Genomic DNA, 21972 nt, shown 5'->3' on the forward strand with positions numbered 1-21972 from the left:
AAGCGGGTTTTTCAATGTTCTTAACAGGATATTTTGAATCATTGCGAGTATAATTTTAGGGTTTCTGTAGTTTTCATTTTTTTCATATGAGAATAAAGAATTCATCTTAAGAAATATTATGTATAGGCTTTTACTCTCTATGCATTATGTTTATCAAGATGCATTTGGTATAAAAAGAAATGATAATAGCGTGCATGGTTGCTACGCGTGAAGAATAACCATGAAGAGACACTTTGTTTAATTAGCCTATAGGGAGATATTTTTTTCAAGTTGTTTAAGGCGATAAAGTGCTTCTAAAGCTTGCTTAGGGGAAAGTTCATCGGGATGAATATTCTCTAAAGCTTCATGAAGTATGCAATGTTTGTGTGTTTCTTCATTTATGGGAGATGCTATTTTAAGGGAAAACAGCGGTAGATCATCAATTAATTTATGTCCTTTTCCAGCCATTTCGCCTTGTTCTAGTTGGTGCAGAACATCTGTAGCACGGGTAATAACTGTCGCGGGCAGTCCAGCAAGTTTTGCAACTTGTACGCCGTAGGATCGATCAGCAGCTCCTGGCGCAACTTCGTGAAGAAAAACCACATCACCATCCCAATTTTTGACTTTCATGGTTACGTTATGAAGACGATTAAGTTTTTGGGTGAGTGCTGTCATTTCATGAAAATGTGTGGCGAGAATAGCACGACAGTGGTTAACTTCATGAAGATATTCAACAGCTGCCCAAGCAATGGAAAGGCCATCAAAAGTTGATGTACCTCGTCCGATTTCATCAAGAATAACAAGGGAATGATGACTCGCATGATTAAGAATCGTTGCTGTTTCAACCATTTCCATCATAAAAGTTGAGCGCCCCCGTGCAAGATCATCAGAAGCACCAACACGACTAAACAAGCGGTCAACAACGCCAATATGGGCTGAAGTTGCAGGGACAAAGGAACCCATTTGCGCCATAATAGCGATAAGAGCATTTTGCCGTAAAAATGTTGATTTTCCTCCCATATTAGGACCTGTCAAAAGCCAAATTGCTGCATATTGATGATTTTCCTGTGCAGAGAGATCACAATTGTTGGCAACAAAAGGTTCTGCTGCTTGCTTTCGTAGTGCTTGCTCTACGACAGGATGGCGTCCTGCGGTAATACGAAAGGTAAGTGAATGATCAATTATAGGACGACAATATCCTTGTTCTTCAGCGAGATGCGCTAACGCCACGGATACATCCAAAATCGCAAGAGCTTCAGCAGCTTTACGGATGAAATCAACCTGTTCAATAATTTCATTGACAAGAGTATCAAAGATTTCCAATTCAAGTGTCAATGCGTGGTTTGCGGCATGAGAAATACGACTTTCGAGGTCAGCGAGTTCTGTTGTGGTAAAACGCATAGCATTTGCCATCGTTTGCCGATGGATAAAACGAGCTTTTGCTTGTGAACTATTTGTAAGTGCGGGTGCTTGCAAACTAGTTACTTCAATGAAGTAGCCTAGAATATTATTATGTTTGATTTTAAGCGTTTTAATATCTGTTTCTTGGGCATATTGTGCTTGAAGTTCAGCAATGACACGACGAGATTCATCACGTAGAGCACGCATTTCATCCAGTTCTTTATGATACTGAGGACGAATAAAACCACCATCACGTTTAAGCAATGGGAGATCATCGGCTAGTGCTTGTTCTAAATGAAAGTGCAAAGTAGTAGGTAAGTGTGAGAAAATCTGCTGTACATCACTTATTTCTTGAGGAAGTAACGCATCGTTAAGAAGCTGATGAAGTTCGCGAATGATTTCAAAGCCGCGTTGGATTGCGGCCATATCACGGGGCCCCCCCCGTCCAAGAGCTAACCGAGAAACTGCGCGTGGCATATCTGGCCCCCCTTTTAAAATGAGCTTTATAGCTTCTGCAAGGGATGTATTGCGTAGAAAAAAGGCAATCGAATCGAGACGATGATCAATAGCTGAAGGTGTAGTGAGGGGTGCGATGAGACGATCAACAAGAAGGCGTGATCCACCTCCTGTTACGGTACGATCAATAGCTTTTAGTAAGCTTCCATCGCGTTGTCCTGATGTGGTCCGAACAAGCTCAAGGCTCAGTCTGGTTGCTGCATCAATGAAAAGCGTAGCGCTTTCATTTTGGCGTTCAGGGCGCATAAGAGGAGGGCGATGCGTGATTTGCGTTTTTTCGATATAACGAATGGCAGCGGCAATAGCGGAGAGTTCGGTGCGTGAATAATTGGCAACACCTTCAAGGGTTGAGAGTTTAAAATAATTGCAAATATCACGTTCAGCGGTGATTGGATCAAAGAGACTAGCGGGTTGAGGTGAAACAACGCGATCGAGAACATTAAAAAGCGGCTTGTGGGATTTATCATAAAAAAAAGAGTCTGCGACAATGATTTCTTGTGGATCCACACGCATAATGTCTGCCAAAAGTTTTTCATGGCGGCTTTCTGTTACACGAAATATGCCTGTTGAAATATCAATCCAAGAAAGAGCAAAATCTTCTCCGTCGCTAGTCTTAATGCGGGAAAGTGTCATCAGATAATTTGCACGCGTTGGATCAAGAAGTTTTTCTTCTGTTATGGTTCCAGGGGTGACAAGGCGTACAACATCGCGTTGAACAACCGATTTTGAACCACGTTTTTTTGCCTCTGCGGGATCTTCTGTTTGTTCACAAACAGCAACACGATAACCGCAGGCGATCAATTTTTGCAAGTAATCATCTGCAGCGTGAACGGGAACACCGCACATAGGAATATCTTCACCCAAGTGTTTGCCACGTGTTGTGAGTGTGATTCCTAAAGCTTGAGCCGCTTCAACTGCATCATTAAAAAATAATTCATAAAAATCACCCATCCTGTAAAAGAGCAGGGAATCGCTATTAACTGCTTTGATTTCTATATATTGCTCCATCATAGGTGTGAGACGTTCTTGTTGGGGAGCAGATGAAGGCGCAGGTTGTGGGATTAAATCGTTTTTATGGTTAGTTTTCTTATCCATTTTACGCGCTCGTTTTTTCAAGTGAGGCTTTGACGCCCTATTTTTGTTTACTTCAATGTTTATCTTCATTATTTCTGGATTGAACGCATGAACAGGTTCGTTAAAGCAAGCATAACGATTTCTAGGATATGAATCAAATTTTAAAATCGAATAATGACATGTATTATCAAGCAGAATTTACACTGTTTTGGGAGAAAATTAAGTGAGATGAAAAAAAGTGAGCAAGAACAGAAAATACCTCAAAAGGTTTATAGCGCCAGTGAGCGAGAAGCCCTTGATTTTCATAGTCGTGGTCGGCCTGGAAAGCTTGAAATTGTTGCAACAAAGTCTATGGCAACGCAGCATGATTTAGCACTTGCTTATTCGCCAGGTGTTGCTGTTCCGGTTAAGGCAATTGCGCAAAATCCAGCGTTAGCTTATGACTATACGGCAAAGGGCAATCTTGTTGCTGTTATCTCAAATGGAACAGCTATCTTGGGTTTAGGCAATTTAGGGGCGCTTGCATCTAAGCCGGTGATGGAAGGCAAAGCAGTACTTTTTAAACGCTTTGCAGATATTGATTCTATTGATCTGGAAGTTGATACCAATGATCCAGAGAGCTTTATCAATTTAGTACGTCATTTGGAGCCCTCTTTTGGTGGTATCAATCTTGAAGACATTAAAGCACCAGAGTGTTTTATGATTGAAAGTCGCTTACGCGAGATTATGAATATCCCTGTTTTTCATGATGATCAACACGGTACAGCGATTATTGTGGCTGCCGGTGTGCTCAATGCCTTATCTTTAACGGGGCGCGATATGCAAAATACTCGGTTAGTCTGTAATGGCGCTGGTTCTGCTGGGATTGCTTGTATTGAACTGATTAAGGCGATGGGATTTCGACCTGAGAATATTATTTTATGTGATACGAAGGGTGTTGTCTATGAAGGACGTGAAGAGGGAATGAATCAGTGGAAATCTGCTCATGCCATTCGAACAGATAAGCGTACGCTTGCTGAGGCAATGGAAGGCGCTGACATGTTTTTCGGGGTTTCTGCTAAAGGTGCCATTACTCCTGAAATGGTAAAATCGATGGCACCACAACCGATCATTTTTGCTATGGCCAATCCTGATCCAGAAATTACGCCAGAAGAAGTTATGCAAGTGCGCGATGATGCCATTGTAGCAACAGGCCGTTCAGATTATCCAAACCAGATTAATAATGTTCTTTGTTTTCCTTATATATTTCGTGGTGCGCTTGATGTACGTGCGACGGTCATCAATGAAGATATGAAGATTGCTGCAGCAAGGGCTCTTGCAGGCCTGGCTCATGAAGAAGTGCCTGACAGTGTTGCGGAAGCTTATCGTGGGAAGCGGTTAAAATTTGGTCCAAATTATATCATCCCCGTTCCTTTTGATCCGCGTTTGTTCACGGTTGTTTCAATGGCGGTGGCAAAAGCGGCAATGGAAAGCCGTGTTGCGCAAAAACATATTGATGATTTAGAGGCTTATGAACGTGATTTGAGGGCAAGACGTGATCCCATTTCTTCTATGATGCGTGGAGTTTATAATCATGTTCGTCAAGCGCCGAAACAAATTGTCTTTGCAGAAGGTGAAGAAGAGCAGGTAATGCGGGCAGCTGTTTCTTATGTTCATCAAAAACTAGGACAAGCGGTTTTGATTGGTCGTGAAGAACAAGTGAGAGAAACTGCTGCTATTGCTGGTATTGATCTTGAACGTGAAGGTATTTCTATCATGAATGCTAAGCTCTCTTGTCGCACGGATGCTTATGCAAATTATCTTTATAAAAAGATGCAACGCCAAGGTTGGCTGTTGCGCGATTGTCACCGTCGTATCAATAATGATCGCAATTATTTTGCTGCTTGTATGGTAGCACTAGGGGATGCTGATGCGATGGTTACAGGGGTAACACGCAATTATGAAACAGCGTTAATTGATATACGCCGAGTAATTGATGAAAAACCAAAAGAACGGTTGATTGGTATTTCAATGGCCATTTACCGTGGGCGAACTGTATTTATTGCGGATACTGCTGTTTACGAAGATCCTAATGCCGAAGAACTTGCTGATATAGCGGAACAAACAGCCTCTTTTGTTCATGGGTTTGGCTATCAACCAAGGGTAGCATTTGTAGCGTTTTCTACTTTTGGTTATACAAAAGGACAAGTTACCCAGCAAATTCAGGATGCTGTTAACATGTTGCATGAACGCAAAGTTGATTTTGAATTTGATGGAGAAATGAGTGCTGATGTGGCACTTAATTTGAAATTAATGCAGCAATATCCCTTTATGGGCTTGACGGAACCAGCGAATATTTTAGTAATGCCTGGATATCATGCTTCTTCTATCGCAAGTAAAATGTTGCAAGAGCTTGGTGATGCAACCATTATTGGACCTATTCTAATTGGATTGGAGAAATCTGTTCAAATTGTTCCATTTAGTGGAAACGACACCGATATTGTTAATATTGCAATGCTTGCAGCTTACCATGCCAAAAAGTTGTAAAAAATAAAGGCCTTTGATATTTTAGGGCCTTTATTAATAATAAAAAACAAATTTTTAAGATGGTTGTGTTTGGCGTTGATTGTCGTTTTGCTCTTCAGCAAGACGTTTTTGAAACAATGCTGCAAAATCAATAGGGTCAAGCCATAAAGGCGGAAAACCACCATTTTGGGTAGCATCAGAGATGATTTGCCGCGCAAATGGAAACAAAAGGCGAGGACATTCAATAAAAACAAGAGGCATAACATGTTCTTGTGGAATGTTTTTAATATGGAAAACACCACCATAAATCAGTTCTACATGAAATAGCGTTTCGGCGTCATTATTGGCTTTGACGGAGAGGGACAAAACGACGTCATAATTGTCATCACCAATTGGATTAGCATTAACATTAATGTTGATGTCGATTTGAGGTGCCTTTTCACGTGGACGTAGTGAACGAGGAGCATTAGGGTTCTCGAATGAAAAATCTTTTAAATATTGAGATAATACAGCAAAAACTGGCTCTCCACCACTGTTATTCATTTCACCTTCGGCCATAGTACAAACCTTCTCACTATTATTAATTGTATATTTCTATTTTAAATCTATAGATCTAGTTGGTTATCATGCCTTGCAAAAGGTTGCAAGAAATGCTCCTCTTAATCTTGCTTATTTTTTAAGTTCGTTACAGAATTTCAGTATTTCAATATTTCAGTGATTATCATCATTTTTACGCCATGGAGATTCTGTAACATCATAAACTTTGTAGTCTTCTGCTTTAAGATCAATTGTTTTTTCAGAGTCTTTTTGATCATTGGTTTTATTTTTAGTATGAGGACCGATTTTATTTCTAAATGATGAGAAGAAATGCCAGATAAGAGAGCGAATTGGCTTAATAAGAAGTAATATTCCCAAAATATCGCTTACAAATCCTGGCAAAATAAGCAAAATCGCGCCACCCATGATGAAAGCATCATTCATAAGATTGTTTTCTAATCTACGACCTTGAATAATTTCACGTTGTATATTTTTTAAAAGGTTAACCCCTTGAATTCGCAACAAAACACTCCCAGCTATTGTTGTAAGAATCACCAAACTCAACGTTGCTAGAATTCCAATTTCTTTACCAACAAAGATAAAACCAGCGATTTCAATCAAAAGAACGGTAAGAAGGATAATGATAAAAAAGCGAGAATTTATAGGGTAAGACTTTATCACATGAAAATTCCCTTCTGAAGAGTTTAAGGTGAAAGATTATTAAGAGTCATTTTTAAAAGCATATAGGTAAACATATATGAAGAAAAATTATAAAAACACAGAGAAGCTATAAAAACATTTAAATAGTAGATTCCTCATTTTACATATTTATTAATAAATGATATTGACTGCAATGTTTATTACAGATCATCTTAGGTTTGGAGATTAACAGCACCCATGGAATTTGACGTTATACTTATCATAGCTCTCGTTATTATGGTTATCGTTTTTGTGCAACTCCGTAATGTATTAGGAAAACGGATTGGCTTTGAGAAGCCTCCCTTTGATCCTTATTCACGTTGTTATAAAAAGCAAGCTGAGACAGAAACAGCAGAAGATATCGTTTCGTTCCCTCATCAGGGTAATTCGCAAAAAAGCAATTTTAGCGAAATAGATGCAATTTCACCAGCAGGAAGTGTGCTCAATGAAGGTTTACGGGCGCTTTGCAAGATTGATTCTCATTTTTCTCCTCAATTTTTTATAAAAGGTGCACGGGCTGCTTATGAAATCATTGTAACGGCTTTTGCTAGAGGTGATCGTGATAAACTTAAAAAATTGCTTTCTCAAGATGTTTTTGAAAGCTTTTGTGCTGCCATTGAGGAACGCGAAAACAATAATGAAAGAATTCAGTTTACTTTTGTTGGAATTAATAAGATAGAGTTTGTTTCAGCAGCAGTACAAGACAAGGATGAATTTATAACTGTGCGGATTATCAGTGAAATGATTTCTGTAACCTATAACGAGCAGGGAGAGCGCATAGACGGTGATCCTGATGTTATTGTAGAAGTTAGAGATGTTTGGACCTTTGTTCGCAATAGCTTATCTTCGGATCCAAACTGGAAACTTTTTGCAACAGAAGATGAAAATTAAGCTCTCTTTTTTCCATAAGATTATATAAAGCAAGTTTTATAAAAAATTGAAGATTGAAATGTCCATGGGTGAATGGAGACAAAAAAGTGGAAGCTTAACTTCACGTGATCGTCTTTTATGGGAGAGGGTTTGTCGTACAGTAACCCCCCTTCATGATAAGCTCCATTCTTCGCTTACAAAAGATGCTGAGAATATTGACAATAAAAAACAGCATGTAATTCCAATCTTTCTATTGTCTCAAGAAAATCAACAGAAACAAACAGTCGTAAAAACAGAAAAGAAAGCAAGTGCACAAGCACATAAAATCCATTTTTTTGATCGCGTTGCGCATCGTAAAATTGCCAAAGGTCATTATCCTATAGAGGCGCGTCTTGATCTTCATGGTTGTATGCAGGAAGAAGCTTATTTTTTCTTAAAAGAATTTTTACAAACATCTCAGCAGAATGGATTGCGTTATGTACTTGTGATCACAGGAAAAGGCCGTTCACCTGGAAGTGATGGTGCTCTGTATAAGTTTGTTCCTCGTTGGTTATCAACACCAACTTTCCGGTACTATGTTCATGCATTTGAACAAGCAGCTCGCCAGCATGGAGGAGATGGTGCGCTTTATATTTGGCTGCGCCGTTTCGCTTCAAGAAAGTAAGTATTTTTGATTGTTTATAAGAAGATTAAAAAAGGAAAATATTATTTATACGCAATGCGTTGATTGAAACTAAAAAATATAATTTATGATTAAAATCGATATACTAATTAAATGAAAAAAGATTCAAAAAACGAAGCATATTTTGAAGTTTTTTTGCCAGAAGCATAGAGGTTGTGTACTACTTTGAAAAATTTTATGACTGTGTAAGCACTAAAAAAGCGGTTAGCTCTCAGAGAGCAAGAAATACAAAATATTTTAAAGATTTTCTTTCGTTATCCCTAAGGATTAGTTGTGTAATTAAAGTGTTTTTAATTATAAAATAAGTTTCTTCTTGTTTGTTATAAATCTTTGTTATGTTTTTTCTTCAGAAAATTCTTGTAGTTCAAAACGATAAGTTGTTGAGCAAAATTCGCATGTAACAGAAATATATTTATTTTTAACCATTTCATTCCGTTCATCACTGGGAAAGGTTTCCAGTATTCCTTTGATTTTTTCACGCGAACAAGAGCATTGATCAACAAGAGAAAAAGGATTAAAAACTCTAACACTGTATTCATGGAAAAGACGAAATAATAACCGCTTATTGCCAACTTGGGGATCTGTCAATTCTGCACTCTCAATAGTTGCCATCAGTGCTTTAGCTTCTTGCCATTGGTCTTCAAATTGTGCGGGGATTTTCGTTTTTTCCTGTTTTTGATTGGGGTCATATATTTCATGATGAGAGGATGCTTTGGGCAAGAATTGCGTCAAAAGTCCGCCTGCACGCCAGTGTTTTTGTGTTTTTCCTTGTTGATTTCGGTTAATTAATATAGCGACTGCCAAACAAATATCGGTAGGAATTTGCTCTGATTGATCAAAATAAGTACGGGAAGCTTCTTGTAAATTTTCTCCCTCTAATGCAACTATCCCCTGATAGGGTTGCGTATGGGGACCTTGGTTAATGGTAAAGGCTAGAGTGCCTTTTCCCAGCAAAGCTTCCGAAGACGTTTGATTGTTAGCGATCGCTTGTTTAAGCAGTTCTTTATCAAAACGAGCATAACCGCGTAGACTGGAAGGAGGGGAGAAATCGCACACTAACATATTAACTGGCCCATTAGAATGGGTTTGTAAAATAAATTTTCCCTTAAGTTTTAGGGAGGTTCCAAGCAGAACAGTTAAAACTAAAGCCTCTGCTAGAAGGTAAGAAACTGGTTCAGGATATTGGTGTCTTGTGAGAATAGAGTTTAAAGTTTCTCCAAGTTGTACGGCGCGTCCACGGATATCAAGTTCTTCGACTTGAAAGGGAATAACGGTATCATCTGCACCCCAGCAGATATTATTGAGAGAGTCTTCATTTTTAGTTTGTTTGCTTTCTTCACTCATATCTTTGCCTTTTATATGATTTATTTTGGCAGGCTATTGTGGAGAGAAAAACGCATCTTGTAAACACCAAGAAAGAATTGCTTTTTGAACATGAAGACGATTTTCAGCTTCGTCGAAAACAACAGATTGCGGTCCATCGATCACGGAATCTACGACTTCTTCACCACGATGAGCAGGCAGACAATGCATGAAAAGAGCATCGGGTTTAGCTAATTTCATTAAATCCTCATTAACTTGGTAAGGCTGGAAAATAGAATGACTACGGGCGCGAAATTCTTGCCCCATGGAAAACCATGTGTCGGTTATGATGCAATCGGCATCTTTAGCTGCCTCTTGAGGATTGTTTGTGAGCACAATATTAGCTCCGCGCTCACATGCCCAGTTAACGTACTTTTCTTGTGGTTCATTGCCTTTTGGTGTAGCAAGGCGTAAATGAAAATTAAAGAGAGCTGTCGCTTCGATCAAAGAATGGAGAACATTATTACCATCTCCCATCCAAGCAAATATTTTGCCAGCGATTGGTCCACGATGTTCTTCATAGGTTAGGACATCCGCTAGAATTTGGCAAGGATGTGTATCATCTGTGAGGGCATTAATAATAGGAACCTGGGCATATTGTGCCAATTCGAGCATCCGATGATGTGCAGTTGTGCGTATTATGATGATATCCACAAAACGTGATAATACACGCGCTGTATCGGCGATAGTTTCGCTATAACCGAGCTGCATTTCTGAACCTGTTAACATGATCGTGTGTCCACCAAGCTGACGCATGCTGATATCAAATGAAACACGGGTTCGTGTAGATGGTTTTTCAAAAATCATCGCGAGTGTTTTGCCAACGAAAGGTTTTGAACTTTTCTCTGTTTTGAAAGATGCTTTGAGGGTTTTAGCATAATCGATAAGTGCGCGTGCTATCGGTGGGGTTAAAACAGATAAGTCGGTAAAGTGGCGAAGAACATTTGTCATGTTTATAATACTTGCCTTTTTTTATTTGTTTGCGAAAGATAAGCAATTGCTTTTTCGATACGATGCAAACTTTCATCTATTTCTTCTTCCTTGATAATAAGAGGAGGCAATAAGCGCACCACATTGTTGTTAGCACTAACGCTTAGAACATATTCATTTTCTAGAGCACTGACGACAACATCTGAGGGAACGACACACTGAATGCCTACCATAAGGCCCACACCCTGAATTGCACAGATAATATCAGGATAGGCATTGAGAATGCTCGAAAGTCCACTTTTTAGCTTATTCCCCATATGTTGAACATGGTGGAGAAAGCCTGGTTCTAATATGATATCAAGAACACTATTGCCTACAGCCATCCCAAGAAGATTACCGCCAAATGTCGAGCCATGTGTTCCTGGTGTCATACTTTTTGCAGCTTTATCTGTTGCAAGACAAGCTCCCAACGGAAATCCGCCACCTAGTCCTTTTGCAAGGGTAAGAATATCAGGTGTGATATCACTCCATTCATAAGCAAAAAGCTTTCCTGTTCGTCCAATTCCGGTTTGGACTTCATCTAAAATTAAGAGCAAGTTATGATCATCGCATATTTTGCGCAAAAATCTTAAATAATCATGAGAAACTGTTCGGATTCCTCCTTCACCTTGAATGGGCTCAATAAGGATGGCAGCAGTATTTTTATTGAGTGCATTTCGTACAGCTCTTTCATTACAAAAAGGAGCTTGAATAAATCCACCAGCTTTGGGTCCAAAACCTTCAAGATATTTTTCATGCCCAGTAGCGGCAAGTGTTGCAAGTGTGCGTCCATGAAATGCGCCTTCAAAAGTAATAATTTCAACACGCGTTGGATGACCAGATGCATAATGATAGTGGCGAGCAGTTTTGAACGCGCATTCTAATGCTTCAGCCCCAGAATTACAGAAGAAAACTTTATCAGCGAAGCTATTTTCACAAAGTCGTTTTGCAAAAGCCTCTTGTTCGGGTGATTGAAAAAGATTGGAAATATGCCAAAGTTTTTCAGTTTGTTTTTTGAGAGTATCAACCAATTTTGGATGTGCATATCCTAATGCATTCACAGCAATACCAGATGTTAAATCAAGATAACGCTCTCCTTTATCAGAAATAAGCCAGACACCACTACCTTGTTTAAAACGCAAATTACGTCGCGCAAAACACTTATAAAGCGGTTGTATAGCAGTAGTATGCATCATTATTTCCTTTATGTTTAAACTTCGCCATACAATAAACAAAACACTGCTGCAGATAAAGTAATGCTCTGTCTTTAGCTACAGTGTCATGATAATTACACTGAGTGGTAAAAAGTTAATAAAGGTTCTACAATAAGCATTTATAAAAAAGATTTTAAGCAAATACGATAGTTTGGTTTATACTTGATTTTCAAGTTGGGGAAAACATTCTAAATAAGCTCTTCAAGAGGGAAAGGCTCTTGTCAGGGAGTTGGTGCATATTGTAGTTTAAATCAGCAAGCAACGTTGTGTTTAGATTTTTTAATTCCATAGGTTGAGTGAAATTTTTGTGCTTGGGGTAGGGGGTAAAATTTTTCATTCGGCTTATTGGAAAAATTATTTAAACCTTTGGAGATGCAAAGGGGGCGTCTTAATGAGGTGATAAGAATGGAGTGCTGATATGGGTTGGACAGATGAACGCGTTGAACTTCTTAAGAAGTTCTGGAATGAGGGGCTAAGTGCAAGTCAGATTGCAGCTCAATTAGGGGGAGTCAGTAGGAATGCAGTAATCGGTAAAGTACATCGGTTAAAGTTACCAGGGCGTGGCAAAACAGCACAAGGAGGGGCGCGTGCACAAAAGACACCTACTAGCCCATCATCTACGCGCACGCGTCGCACACCATCGACGGTATTGCCAACGAATACTACGTCTTGCAGTGTTGGAGTAACGGCTTTAAAGATGGAATTTGTAGCCGAAGATATAAAAGAGTCCAGTACACCTGAGAAGCAAAGTGTCGTTGTGCCTATATCACGCCATCTCAATCTTTTGCAGTTGAATGAGAATACATGTAGATGGCCTGTTGGAGATCCTTTATCATCAGATTTTCATTTTTGTGGTGCTGATTCCGATGAAAATAGTCCTTATTGTGCTTTTCATGCTAAAATAGCGTTTCAACCAATATCTGAAAGACGGCGGATAAGAGTATAAATGTTTGCAATGTAATCTCATATTGCCTTCTATTCTGCTTTACCATTAAATACATAATTTTCTACGAGAGAGAGAAATTTGCAAAGATGAGGGGTTTAATGAATGTAAGAAACTCTTTCTGCAAAGATGCTTATTCCAGTATTGTTGGTGATTATGTGCTGTAAAGGTGCAAACTGTTGTCCATTTATTTACGCGTTTGTTTTAAAGAGATCTTTCTCCTTGCTTTCAATCTCATCGGTTGTAAGAATGGGATAATGCAAGATCCGTGAGTACTAACATTTCTACGCTTATAAAGGTATAGACTAGTATCATCTACTATTTATTAGCTTTCGATGTTGTGCTTGCTTTTGTATTAATAAGAGATATATTAATTTTTTCCTCAAATGATTTTTAACTACACATTGCTTTTTGTTGTGACATGCAAGTAGTCATTTTGGGGGCTTCATCATAAGACGCTTTGAAGTGAGAAAATTTCACTGTGTTTTCATTCAATGTGGGAAAATGATGAATTGTTTTTACGAATGAATGCATTGTAGTTTGATGTTTTTTCTGTCATAATAGCTTGTTCGATTTTTGGCAGGATTTTTTTCTGATAAATTTGCCATGTTAAAGGGCCAGTATGTTTGGCAATAATAATGCCTTTTTTATTCAAAAGAAATGTTTCTGGTGGTCCATATACGCCCCAGTTAATGGCTGTATGCCCTGAAGCATCAAAGCCAATAATTTTAAAAGGGTTACCGAAATTGTTCAAAAAGCGTTGAGCATTTTCTTTGTTATCTTTATAATTAATGCCAATAAGATCAAAACGTTTATCTTGTGCAATTTTCATCAAAAATGAATGTTCTTTGCGACAAGATAAGCACCAGGATCCCCAAAAATTAATTAGTGTGACACGCCCTTTAAATTGTTCTGAATGGAGGAGATGATGTTCATTACCAAGAAGAGGAAGATTTATTTGGGGGGCAGGTTTTTCAGCGAATGTGTTTTGCAGCAGGAAAATATCATTGGAGTGTTTGTTCATCGTAAAGTGAAAGAAAAGCAGCGTGAGAAGAAGAAAAAACACAAATGGTCCAGAAAGACAAAGTACGGTATATAAAGATGTTTTTTTTAAATTTTTGAGGAGTGTTTTTCATTCTATTTTTCTTCCCGAAACAGCTCTTTTTTGTTCAACTGTTGTAGGATCTTTTTTTGATATAGAGCTTTGCAAAGAGTGTGTCCAATAAGACATAAAAGAACGATTGCGGAAAGTATATAGCTCAAAACAACAATTTGCTCGTGGTGAAGAATACCAAGGAGCCAATCAATTTGCTGAGAGAGATTTCCTAAAAATCCGCTGTAAATGCTATTGTGCTCGAGCATGATGAAGATTCCTAATGTTGCGCACGACGGGCTTTTTTTATCTGAAGTATTTGGATATAACGACTATTGATTTCGTTGCGCATAGCCATCAAATAAAGCCAAATAAACATAAAACTAAAACAAAATATCATCGTTATAAGAGGCCATAACATGGCACGCTCGATTGTTGGTCCTCCTAAACGTAAAAGCGATGCGGATTGATGGAGTGTATTCCACCAATTAACGGAAAATTTGATAATAGGGATATTTATCAACCCAACAAGTGTAAGAATTGCTGTGGCACGCGCAGCTTTTGCTTGATTATGAAAAGCACGAGCAAGCATAATAATAGCAAGATAGATAAAAAACAGGATCAAAACCGATGTTAATCGAGCATCCCATACCCACCATGTTCCCCATGTGGGTCGCCCCCAAAGGGCACCTGTCACCAGTGCCAAGGCTGTAAAGGTTGCTCCAATGGGTGCCCCACATTTCAGTGCTACATCAGCAAGATGATACCTCCTGATCAGACTTCCTAAAGCAGCGACACTTATGATGATATAACAAAATGTGGAAAGCCATGCAAAAGGTACATGAATATACATAATCTTAACAGTGATGCCTTGCTGATAGTCATCAGGAGAATGCATAATCAGAATAAATCCTAAGATAAGAAGGCACAATATCATACCAGTTAACCAAGGCAAAACGATGCGACTGATTTCCATAAAACGGGTTAAACTGACGGGGAGTAACTTCATTTTATGTATACAAGATATTTCATTCATGAAATTTATAATAAGCAGAGTTTTGCTGTACGGCAATCATCTTTTACTCCTCTGATAAAAGCTTGAGGGTTATAGCGGCAACAAAAGAACTAAAAAGACTCAAAAGAAGTGAAAAGGCAATAAGAAGAGTCAGGGAAGTAAAAAAAGAAACATTTGGATTTGTTGGTGCTGTAGCAGCTGAAACACCAAAAATCATGATTGGAATGATCCATGGTAAGATGATGATAAAAACAAGAAGAGTGCTGTGTGACAATGACGTTGCAAGGGCTGCTCCTATAGCGCCAATGAAAATAATAGCAGGTGTTCCACAGAGAAGGGTAAGTATTGTTGTAAAAATTGTCACTGCATCTAAATGGAGCATGAATGCTAAAATTGGAGTAGCAGCAATAAGAGGAAGCATGGTTCCCACCCAATGAGCTAAGCATTTGATCAATATAATCAGCGTAAAACTTTTCCTTTGTCCAAAAAGAATGAATTGATCAAGATTTCCATCATCATGATCAACTTGAAAGAGCTTATTGAGATTGAGAAGCCCTGCGAGAAGAGCTCCAAACCACAATATACCAGGACCTATTTGTGCAAGAATTTTAGGATTTGGTCCAATGGCAAAGGGCGTTATCATAATAACAGCGATAAAAAATAAAAGCCCTGTTAATGAAGAGGCTTGTGGTGCTAAGGTTAATTTGAAGTCCCGCAAAAACAGTGCTTTCATTTGCTGATCTCCAAGGGAGGTAAGAATTTTTGCAGAATAATTTTATGATTTTCTGGAATACCAAGGGGATTATGGGTTGCAGCAATAATCATACCACCTTGGTTTAGATGGCGCTGAAAAATATGAGAAAGAAGGATTTGAGCATGGCTATCAACCCCTAATAGTGGTTCATCTAAAATCCAGATAGGACGATAAGAGAGCAAAAGGCGGGCAATGGCTACACGTCTTTTTTGTCCAGTTGACAGAATATTGAAGGGTAAGTGTTCAAGATTAGAAAGACCTACGTCGGCAAGAGCTTCATGAGGATGGTATAAATGTTGTCCATAAAATGCTGACCAAAATTGTAGATTATCGATGACAGATAAGTGAGGTTTCATAGCATTTTGGGGACCAAGATAATGGCATGCAGTTGCTACAGGGTATGTTTGTTCTTGATTTTTAAGTACAACATTACCCTCTGTAGCTTTAAGAAGCCCAACAATGATTCGTAGTAATGTAGATTTCCCAATTCCATTTGGCCCAATGATTGTCATAAGTTGCTGTGGGAGTATACAAAAAGAAAGACCTTGAAACAGAATCTCTTCGTTTCTGTGTGCTGCTAAATCTGTGCCTGATAATACCATGTGTTTATCCATTTTGCTTTTATTTTCGCCACTTTTATTACATGATAAGATAAAAAAACATGTTTTTTATGTAATTGTACCTAGAATAGTTCTAGAAATAGTTTTATAAAGCATCTGTTACATCAAGATCTGGTGGAGAACGGTTTTTGGCGCCGATTTCTGAATTTACCGATGAAAAGGTAAAGGGGGAAATGGATGGCGGAGGTGATTGCGTCTGCACTCAAGCTACGACCTTGACTCGTAGTTTGTGTTGTTCATTCCAGGGAATTGGGTGGTTTGTAGTATGAGGGTGGACAGTCATGACTCAGATTGACAGTTTTAATTGTCGCAGAACTTTAAATATTTGTGACAAAGAGTACATTTATTATAGCTTGATCGAAGCGGAAAAAAACGGACTAAACGGTATTTCTCGTTTACCATTTTCAATGAAAGTGATTCTCGAGAACTTATTGCGCTTTGAAGATGGTCGTACGGTTAAAAAAGAGGACATTTTAAATGTTGCCAAATGGCTAAACAATAAAGGCAGTGCCGGTGCAGAAATCGCTTATCGCCCCGCACGCATCCTTATGCAAGACTTCACAGGAGTCCCCGCCGTTGTTGATCTTTCTGCAATGCGCGACGCTATGGTCAATCTCGGAGGAAATGCTGAAAAAATCAACCCTCTTATTCCCGTTGATCTTATCATTGATCATTCAATTATCGTTGATCATTTTGGCAATCCTATGGCTTTCAAGGAAAATGTTGAGCATGAATATGAACGTAATAGTGAACGCTATCGTTTTCTGAAATGGGGGCAGCAAGCATTTCAAAATTTTCGTGTTGTGCCTCCGGGGACGGGAATTTGCCATCAGGTTAATCTAGAATATTTAGCGCAATGTGTGTGGCTAAAGGATGAAGGGGGGTATCAGACGGTTTATCCTGATACCTGTGTGGGAACTGATTCACATACGACTATGGTGAATGGTTTAGGCGTTTTAGGTTGGGGTGTTGGCGGTATTGAAGCTGAAGCGGCAATGTTAGGGCAGCCTGTTTCTATGTTGTTACCTGAAGTGATTGGTTTCCGTTTAACAGGGAAACTTAAAGAAGGCGTGACGGCTACTGATTTAGTGTTGACAGTAACACAAATTCTACGCAAGAAGGGTGTTGTTGGTAAGTTTGTTGAGTTTTTTGGTCCAGGTCTGGAGCACATGACGCTTGCCGATCGGGCGACGATTGCGAATATGGCACCCGAATATGGTGCAACATGTGGTTTTTTCCCAATTGATAAGGAAACCGTGCGCTATCTCAACATGACAGGGCGTGATGAAAGTCGAATTGCTCTAGTAGAAACTTATTCCAAAGCACAAGGGATGTGGCATGACGAAATGATCGTCGATCCTATTTTTACTGATACAATAGAATTAGATATGGGAACTGTTGTGCCTTCTATGGCAGGGCCTAAACGTCCGGAAGGGCGTATTGCATTGGAAAGTGTTGGGCAAGGTTTTGAAAAGGCTTTGAGTGAGGACTATAAGAAAACTTCAGAGCAAGATGAACGTTATCAAGTTGAGGGTGAGAGATATGATCTTGGTCATGGCGATGTGGTGATTGCTGCAATTACTTCTTGTACGAATACATCCAATCCAAGTGTTCTGATTGCTGCAGGTCTTTTGGCGCGTAATGCTATAGCGAAAGGTCTTAAGAGCAAACCGTGGGTTAAGACTTCTCTTGCTCCTGGCTCGCAAGTTGTTGAAGCTTACCTTATCAATTCCGGTCTGCAGAAAGATTTGAATGCCCTAGGATTTAATTTAGTAGGATTTGGTTGCACGACATGTATTGGAAATTCTGGTCCTTTATTGCCTGCTATTTCCAAAACGATTAATGATAATAGTTTAATCGCTGCTGCGGTTCTTTCAGGAAATCGTAATTTTGAAGGGCGTGTATCACCTGATGTACAGGCGAATTATTTAGCTTCACCACCATTGGTTGTTGCACATGCGTTAGCAGGAACGGTGCGTAAAGATTTAACGAAAGAACCCCTTGGAGAAGATTCAGACGGTCAACCAGTCTACTTGAAAGACATTTGGCCAACTTCTCAAGAAATACAGGCATTTATCGAAAAAAATGTGACGCGTAAGATTTTTGCCGCAAAATATGCCGATGTATTTAAAGGAGACGAAAATTGGCAAGAAGTCCAAGTTCCAACAGGGGCTACTTATTCTTGGGATGAACAATCGACATATGTACGGAATCCACCATATTTTGAGGATATGCGAAAAGTCCCTGATATTTTACCAGATATTAAGGATGCACGGATTTTAGGTTTGTTTGGTGATAAAATCACGACGGATCATATTTCTCCTGCTGGTTCCATTAAGATTGATTCTCCTGCTGGTAAATATTTAACAGATCATGGAGTTAAAGTGGTTGATTTTAACCAATATGGAACGCGTCGTGGGAATCATGAAGTAATGATGCGTGGAACCTTTGCCAATATTCGTATTCGTAATTTCATGTTAGGGGAAAACGGTCGTGAAGGAGGCTATACAATTCATTATCCGTCAGGAGTAGAGCAAGCAATTTATGATGCAGCAATGGCGTATAAAAGAGAAGGTGTTCCGCTTGTTGTTTTTGCCGGTATTGAATACGGTAATGGGTCATCCCGTGATTGGGCAGCTAAGGGCACCAGTCTTCTTGGTGTAAGAGCGGTGATTGCTCAATCTTTTGAGCGGATTCATCGTTCTAATCTTGTTGGTATGGGAATTGTTCCTTTTGTGTTTGAAGAGGGGACGAGTTGGAAATCTTTAGGCTTAAAGGGAAATGAAAAGGTAACAATTGAAGGAATTCATAATTTGAAACCTCGCCAAAATACGATTGCCACAATTACTTTTTCTGATGGAAAGGTAAAAACTGTTTCATTATTGTGCCGTGTTGATACTGAAGATGAGCTAGATTATTTACGTCACGGTGGAATTTTGCAATATGTTTTGCGTAATTTGGCAATTTGAATTGTATTTATGCGTTGAAGAGAGTCTTTAAACGATTAAAGTATTAAGCTTCGTTTTTTATGCTCACCTTTGAAAATTTGATTGACGTGGGATTAAGGATTGCGTTATAGAACGACCAGTTATTAGCAGCTTTATAGTATTGCTTAAATTGGATTTATTTGGATTGGTAGTATTATTGAGGCTGCCCCTATCCGATGCGTTGAAAGAGAGAGATATTTATGGCAAATACACCTTCCGCTCGAAAAGCGGTGCGCAAAGTTGTAGCGCGTACGCAGGTTAACAAGGCTCGTCGTTCGCGCGTTCGTACTTTTATGCGTAAATTTGATGATGCTTTAGCTGGTGGTGATAAGGCATCTGCGGAAATGGCATTTAAGAATTTTGAACCTGAAATTATGCGTGCTGTTTCCAAGGGGGTTTTTCATAAAAATGCTGCTGCGCGAAAAGTTTCGCGTTTGGCAAAGCGTTTGAAAGAGCTTAGCGTTTAAATTTTTCCCATTTTATTAAAAATTAAACCAGCATCCGTAGGTGCTGGTTTTTTCTTTTTCATAAAGATTCTACTTTTTAAGCAAGGGAATCAGCGGTGATTCCTTTCATAACAAAGAGAAGAAGGTTTATAGAGTTTGTATGGTTATCCACAAGCTTTGTGGATTTTTACAGAGTCTTTTTTGTCAAGCACATTTATTTTTTTTTTTAATCCAAAAGGATTTTATAATTATGAGTAAATTTAGAGAAAAAAAATGAATTGAATCAATTATTTTTCTCATTTCTCATTTATATAAACGGGTTTATAGGCACTTTTGATTTTATTTTGACCTCTTGCATTTTACCTCTGCTGTTTTGTATGGTTCTCGCAGAAACTAAAAGAAGGCAGGGTTCACATCAGTTTGTTATCCTGTGTTACATTGAGTGTAAGATGCTTTTGTTTAGGCTGTTATGGGCTCTCATGTTGGATAGATTTTCTAACAGTTTTTTTAGTTTTCTCAGGTGGTATGTTTTCCATTTTAGAAGAATGGAGCATGTCATCAGTGCAAGTAAATCTTATTGGTCATCTTTGTTGGTGGGGTTGTAATGAGACTATCCTAGGGGAGGATAAGTAATCTTGTTTGGGGTAGGGTGTTTTGCCTTTTCTAAGTTGATTTTTAGTTGTTTGGCATAACGGATTTTTATTTTTATCAGGATGAAAGATGGTGGATAAATTGAACTCTAAAGCTAATTCCTTTAAAAGGGTTTCGGTAAATATCCTGTCGGCAGAAAAAATAATAAAGATGACGGATAGTGGTGGAGCAGTGAGTAAAAATGGTTCTGGAGAGTCTCCTATCATTTCACAGGAGGAGGGTGAAGCAGCTTTTGTGCGCGTGATGGCACAGTTAAAGGTGCAGGTTGGTATTGAGGCTTATACGAGTTGGTTTGGTCGTGTAAAGCTTGCCGAATATAGCCGTAATCTTGTAAAGCTCTCTGTTCCTACAGCGTTTTTACGCTCATGGATTAATAATCACTATGGTTCTCTTTTAACAAATTTATGGAAACAAGAGAATTCAGCTATTCTTCGCGTTGAGGTTATTGTTCGTGGTATGAAACGTGTTTCTGGAGGGGTTGTCTGTAAAACAAATACAGCACCTATGGTTCTGGAGGAGCAAACAACTCCATCCTTTGTTGAGAGTTATACAGAGAATCCTGTCAAGAGTGTTCAAACAGGAGTTTTTGGTTCACCACTTGATTCTCGCTATAATTTTGAAAATTTTGTAGAGGGTTCTTCTAATCGTGTTGCTTTAGCGGCTGCACGTTCGATTGCAGAAGGGCATAAAAGTGCCTTAAGATTTAATCCTCTTTTTGTTCATGCATCTGTTGGTTTAGGGAAAACACATTTACTGCAAGCTATTGCAGCTGCAGCGTTGAAACGTTTAACACCTGCACGGGTTATTTATTTGACTGCTGAATATTTTATGTGGCGCTTTGCAACAGCTATTCGTGATAATGATGCTCTTTCTTTTAAAGAGCAGCTTCGTGATATCGATCTTCTCATTATTGATGATATGCAGTTTTTGCAGGGCAAGTCGATTCAGCACGAATTTTGTCATTTACTTAATATGTTGCTTGATAGTGCCAAACAAGTTGTTGTTGCTGCAGATCGTCCACCAGCAGAATTAGAATCACTTGATCTTCGCGTTCGGTCGCGTCTTCAAGGAGGGGTTGCTCTTGAAATTGAAGCACCAGATTATGAAATGCGTTTGAAAATGTTGCAGCAGCGATTGAAGGTTGCACAACAAGATGATAGCATGCTTTCAATTTCTGATGATATTCTGGAGTATATTGCTAGAACAGTTTTAGGGTCGGGACGTGATATTGAAGGGGCATTCAATCAACTCTTGTTCCGCCAATCATTTGAATCAGATTTATCTCTAGAGCGAATTGATGAGTTATTAGGTCATTTGACACGCTCTGGGGAGCCTAAGCGTATTCGGATCGAAGAAATTCAACGCACAGTTGCGCGCCATTATAATGTTTCTAAACAGGATTTGTTGTCTAATCGCCGGACCCGTACAGTTGTAAAGCCGCGACAAGTTGCTATGTATTTAGCAAAAATGTTAACACCTCGCTCACTGCCAGAAATTGGGCGTCGTTTTGGTGGTCGTGATCATACGACAGTTTTACATGCTGTCCGTAAAATTGAAGATTTAATTTGTGGTGATCAGACATTGGCCAAAGAGCTTGAGTTACTTAAGCGGTTGATTGGCGAACAGGCTGCATAGTATTTACAGTCTTTTTTTGA

At 39.0% G+C, this 21972-nt stretch carries 17 protein-coding genes and 1 pseudogene; 7 read left to right on the top strand and 11 right to left on the bottom strand.

Translation table 11 applies throughout. The features are described 5' to 3' along the window. Nucleotides 1–246: 246 nt before the first annotated feature. Entirely contained in the window at nucleotides 247–2991 is a 2745-nt protein-coding gene (gene mutS / locus QWU_RS02995) for a DNA mismatch repair protein MutS (RefSeq protein ID WP_026017279.1), read from the bottom strand. Between the two features lie 207 nt (nucleotides 2992–3198). On the opposite strand from mutS, the gene QWU_RS03000 reads away from it, so the two are divergent. Further along, entirely contained in the window at nucleotides 3199–5496 is a 2298-nt protein-coding gene (locus tag QWU_RS03000; protein WP_006590054.1) for an NADP-dependent malic enzyme, read from the top strand. Between the two features lie 54 nt (nucleotides 5497–5550). Here the strand turns inward: QWU_RS03000 and secB are convergent, their stop codons facing one another. After that, complete coding sequence (gene secB, locus QWU_RS03005) at nucleotides 5551–6033, bottom strand: protein-export chaperone SecB (protein WP_006590055.1); 483 nt, start codon at nucleotides 6031–6033, stop codon at nucleotides 5551–5553. Between the two features lie 153 nt (nucleotides 6034–6186). Further along, nucleotides 6187–6693 (bottom strand): FxsA family protein, encoded by a 507-nt coding sequence (locus QWU_RS03010; protein ID WP_006590056.1) that lies wholly within the window; start codon nucleotides 6691–6693, stop codon nucleotides 6187–6189. Between the two features lie 216 nt (nucleotides 6694–6909). On the opposite strand from QWU_RS03010, the gene QWU_RS03015 reads away from it, so the two are divergent. Together QWU_RS03015 and QWU_RS03020 are read left to right on the top strand one after the other, a co-directional pair. Beyond that, complete coding sequence (locus tag QWU_RS03015; protein ID WP_006590057.1) at nucleotides 6910–7602, top strand: Tim44/TimA family putative adaptor protein; 693 nt, start codon at nucleotides 6910–6912, stop codon at nucleotides 7600–7602. A 58-nt stretch (nucleotides 7603–7660) separates the two neighbouring features. Continuing rightward, entirely contained in the window at nucleotides 7661–8245 is a 585-nt protein-coding gene (locus tag QWU_RS03020; RefSeq protein ID WP_026017280.1) for a Smr/MutS family protein, read from the top strand. Nucleotides 8246–8596: 351 nt separating this feature from the next. On the opposite strand, the gene QWU_RS03025 is transcribed toward QWU_RS03020, so the two are convergent. From QWU_RS03025 to QWU_RS03035, 3 genes are read right to left on the bottom strand one after another with little or no spacing between them, the layout of a single operon-like run. After that, nucleotides 8597–9607, bottom strand: coding sequence for an Hsp33 family molecular chaperone (locus tag QWU_RS03025; protein WP_006590059.1), 1011 nt, complete (start codon nucleotides 9605–9607; stop codon nucleotides 8597–8599). 33 nt (nucleotides 9608–9640) lie between these two features. After that, nucleotides 9641–10576, bottom strand: a complete 936-nt coding sequence (gene argF, locus QWU_RS03030) for an ornithine carbamoyltransferase (protein ID WP_006590060.1) — start codon at nucleotides 10574–10576, stop codon at nucleotides 9641–9643. Nucleotides 10577–10578: 2 nt separating this feature from the next. Continuing rightward, the gene (locus QWU_RS03035) at nucleotides 10579–11787 is read right to left on the bottom strand and encodes an aspartate aminotransferase family protein (RefSeq protein WP_017196164.1); all 1209 of its coding nucleotides are present in this window, start codon (nucleotides 11785–11787) and stop codon (nucleotides 10579–10581) included. A gap of 439 nt (nucleotides 11788–12226) precedes the next feature. On the opposite strand from QWU_RS03035, the gene QWU_RS03040 reads away from it, so the two are divergent. Further along, nucleotides 12227–12754, top strand: a complete 528-nt coding sequence (locus QWU_RS03040; RefSeq protein WP_006590062.1) for a GcrA family cell cycle regulator — start codon at nucleotides 12227–12229, stop codon at nucleotides 12752–12754. 484 nt (nucleotides 12755–13238) lie between these two features. Here the strand turns inward: QWU_RS03040 and QWU_RS08975 are convergent. From QWU_RS08975 to ccmA, 5 genes and pseudogenes are all read right to left on the bottom strand, one after another. Continuing rightward, nucleotides 13239–13887 (bottom strand): annotated as a pseudogene (locus tag QWU_RS08975) (DsbE family thiol:disulfide interchange protein). Nucleotide 13888: 1 nt separating this feature from the next. Then, on the bottom strand, nucleotides 13889–14113 hold the full coding sequence (locus QWU_RS10285) for a heme exporter protein CcmD (protein ID WP_006590064.1): 225 nt from the start codon (nucleotides 14111–14113) through the stop codon (nucleotides 13889–13891). 11 nt (nucleotides 14114–14124) lie between these two features. Next, nucleotides 14125–14880: a heme ABC transporter permease gene (locus tag QWU_RS03055; protein WP_081486162.1), complete on the bottom strand. Its 756-nt coding sequence runs from the start codon at nucleotides 14878–14880 to the stop codon at nucleotides 14125–14127. A gap of 43 nt (nucleotides 14881–14923) precedes the next feature. Next, a complete protein-coding gene (gene ccmB, locus QWU_RS03060) occupies nucleotides 14924–15592 on the bottom strand; it encodes a heme exporter protein CcmB (RefSeq protein ID WP_006590066.1) in 669 nt (222 codons plus the stop codon). Then, the gene (gene ccmA / locus QWU_RS03065) at nucleotides 15589–16215 is read right to left on the bottom strand and encodes a heme ABC exporter ATP-binding protein CcmA (RefSeq protein ID WP_006590067.1); all 627 of its coding nucleotides are present in this window, start codon (nucleotides 16213–16215) and stop codon (nucleotides 15589–15591) included. The genes ccmB and ccmA overlap by 4 nt, the downstream gene beginning before the upstream one ends. Nucleotides 16216–16514: 299 nt before the next feature. Here ccmA and acnA point away from each other — a divergent pair, with 299 nt between their 5' ends. From acnA to dnaA, 3 genes are all read left to right on the top strand, one after another. Then, on the top strand, nucleotides 16515–19202 hold the full coding sequence (acnA, locus tag QWU_RS03070) for an aconitate hydratase AcnA (RefSeq protein ID WP_006590068.1): 2688 nt from the start codon (nucleotides 16515–16517) through the stop codon (nucleotides 19200–19202). 218 nt (nucleotides 19203–19420) lie between these two features. Then, nucleotides 19421–19687, top strand: coding sequence for a 30S ribosomal protein S20 (rpsT, locus tag QWU_RS03075; protein WP_006590069.1), 267 nt, complete (start codon nucleotides 19421–19423; stop codon nucleotides 19685–19687). Between the two features lie 699 nt (nucleotides 19688–20386). Continuing rightward, complete coding sequence (gene dnaA, locus QWU_RS03085) at nucleotides 20387–21952, top strand: chromosomal replication initiator protein DnaA (RefSeq protein WP_006590070.1); 1566 nt, start codon at nucleotides 20387–20389, stop codon at nucleotides 21950–21952. Nucleotides 21953–21972 lie beyond the last annotated feature (20 nt).

Source organism: Bartonella birtlesii IBS 325 (assembly GCF_000273375.1).
GTDB classification, from domain to species: domain Bacteria; phylum Pseudomonadota; class Alphaproteobacteria; order Rhizobiales; family Rhizobiaceae; genus Bartonella; species Bartonella birtlesii.

Excerpts from the sequence above, each read along its gene's own strand:
- QWU_RS03000 (WP_006590054.1), top strand. The coding sequence starts at position 3,199 with ATGAAAAAAAGTGAGCAAGAACAGAAAATACCTCAAAAGGTTTATAGC.
- QWU_RS03035 (WP_017196164.1), bottom strand. The coding sequence starts at position 11,787 with ATGCATACTACTGCTATACAACCGCTTTATAAGTGTTTTGCGCGACGT.
- ccmA (WP_006590067.1), bottom strand. The coding sequence starts at position 16,215 with ATGGTATTATCAGGCACAGATTTAGCAGCACACAGAAACGAAGAGATT.
- QWU_RS03015 (WP_006590057.1), top strand. The coding sequence starts at position 6,910 with ATGGAATTTGACGTTATACTTATCATAGCTCTCGTTATTATGGTTATC.
- ccmB (WP_006590066.1), bottom strand. The coding sequence starts at position 15,592 with ATGAAAGCACTGTTTTTGCGGGACTTCAAATTAACCTTAGCACCACAA.
- QWU_RS03020 (WP_026017280.1), top strand. The coding sequence starts at position 7,661 with ATGTCCATGGGTGAATGGAGACAAAAAAGTGGAAGCTTAACTTCACGT.
- QWU_RS10285 (WP_006590064.1), bottom strand. The coding sequence starts at position 14,113 with ATGCTCGAGCACAATAGCATTTACAGCGGATTTTTAGGAAATCTCTCT.
- acnA (WP_006590068.1), top strand. The coding sequence starts at position 16,515 with ATGACTCAGATTGACAGTTTTAATTGTCGCAGAACTTTAAATATTTGT.
- QWU_RS03055 (WP_081486162.1), bottom strand. The coding sequence starts at position 14,880 with ATGAATGAAATATCTTGTATACATAAAATGAAGTTACTCCCCGTCAGT.
- QWU_RS03040 (WP_006590062.1), top strand. The coding sequence starts at position 12,227 with ATGGGTTGGACAGATGAACGCGTTGAACTTCTTAAGAAGTTCTGGAAT.
- secB (WP_006590055.1), bottom strand. The coding sequence starts at position 6,033 with ATGGCCGAAGGTGAAATGAATAACAGTGGTGGAGAGCCAGTTTTTGCT.
- QWU_RS03025 (WP_006590059.1), bottom strand. The coding sequence starts at position 9,607 with ATGAGTGAAGAAAGCAAACAAACTAAAAATGAAGACTCTCTCAATAAT.
- mutS (WP_026017279.1), bottom strand. The coding sequence starts at position 2,991 with ATGGATAAGAAAACTAACCATAAAAACGATTTAATCCCACAACCTGCG.
- rpsT (WP_006590069.1), top strand. The coding sequence starts at position 19,421 with ATGGCAAATACACCTTCCGCTCGAAAAGCGGTGCGCAAAGTTGTAGCG.
- dnaA (WP_006590070.1), top strand. The coding sequence starts at position 20,387 with ATGGTGGATAAATTGAACTCTAAAGCTAATTCCTTTAAAAGGGTTTCG.
- argF (WP_006590060.1), bottom strand. The coding sequence starts at position 10,576 with ATGACAAATGTTCTTCGCCACTTTACCGACTTATCTGTTTTAACCCCA.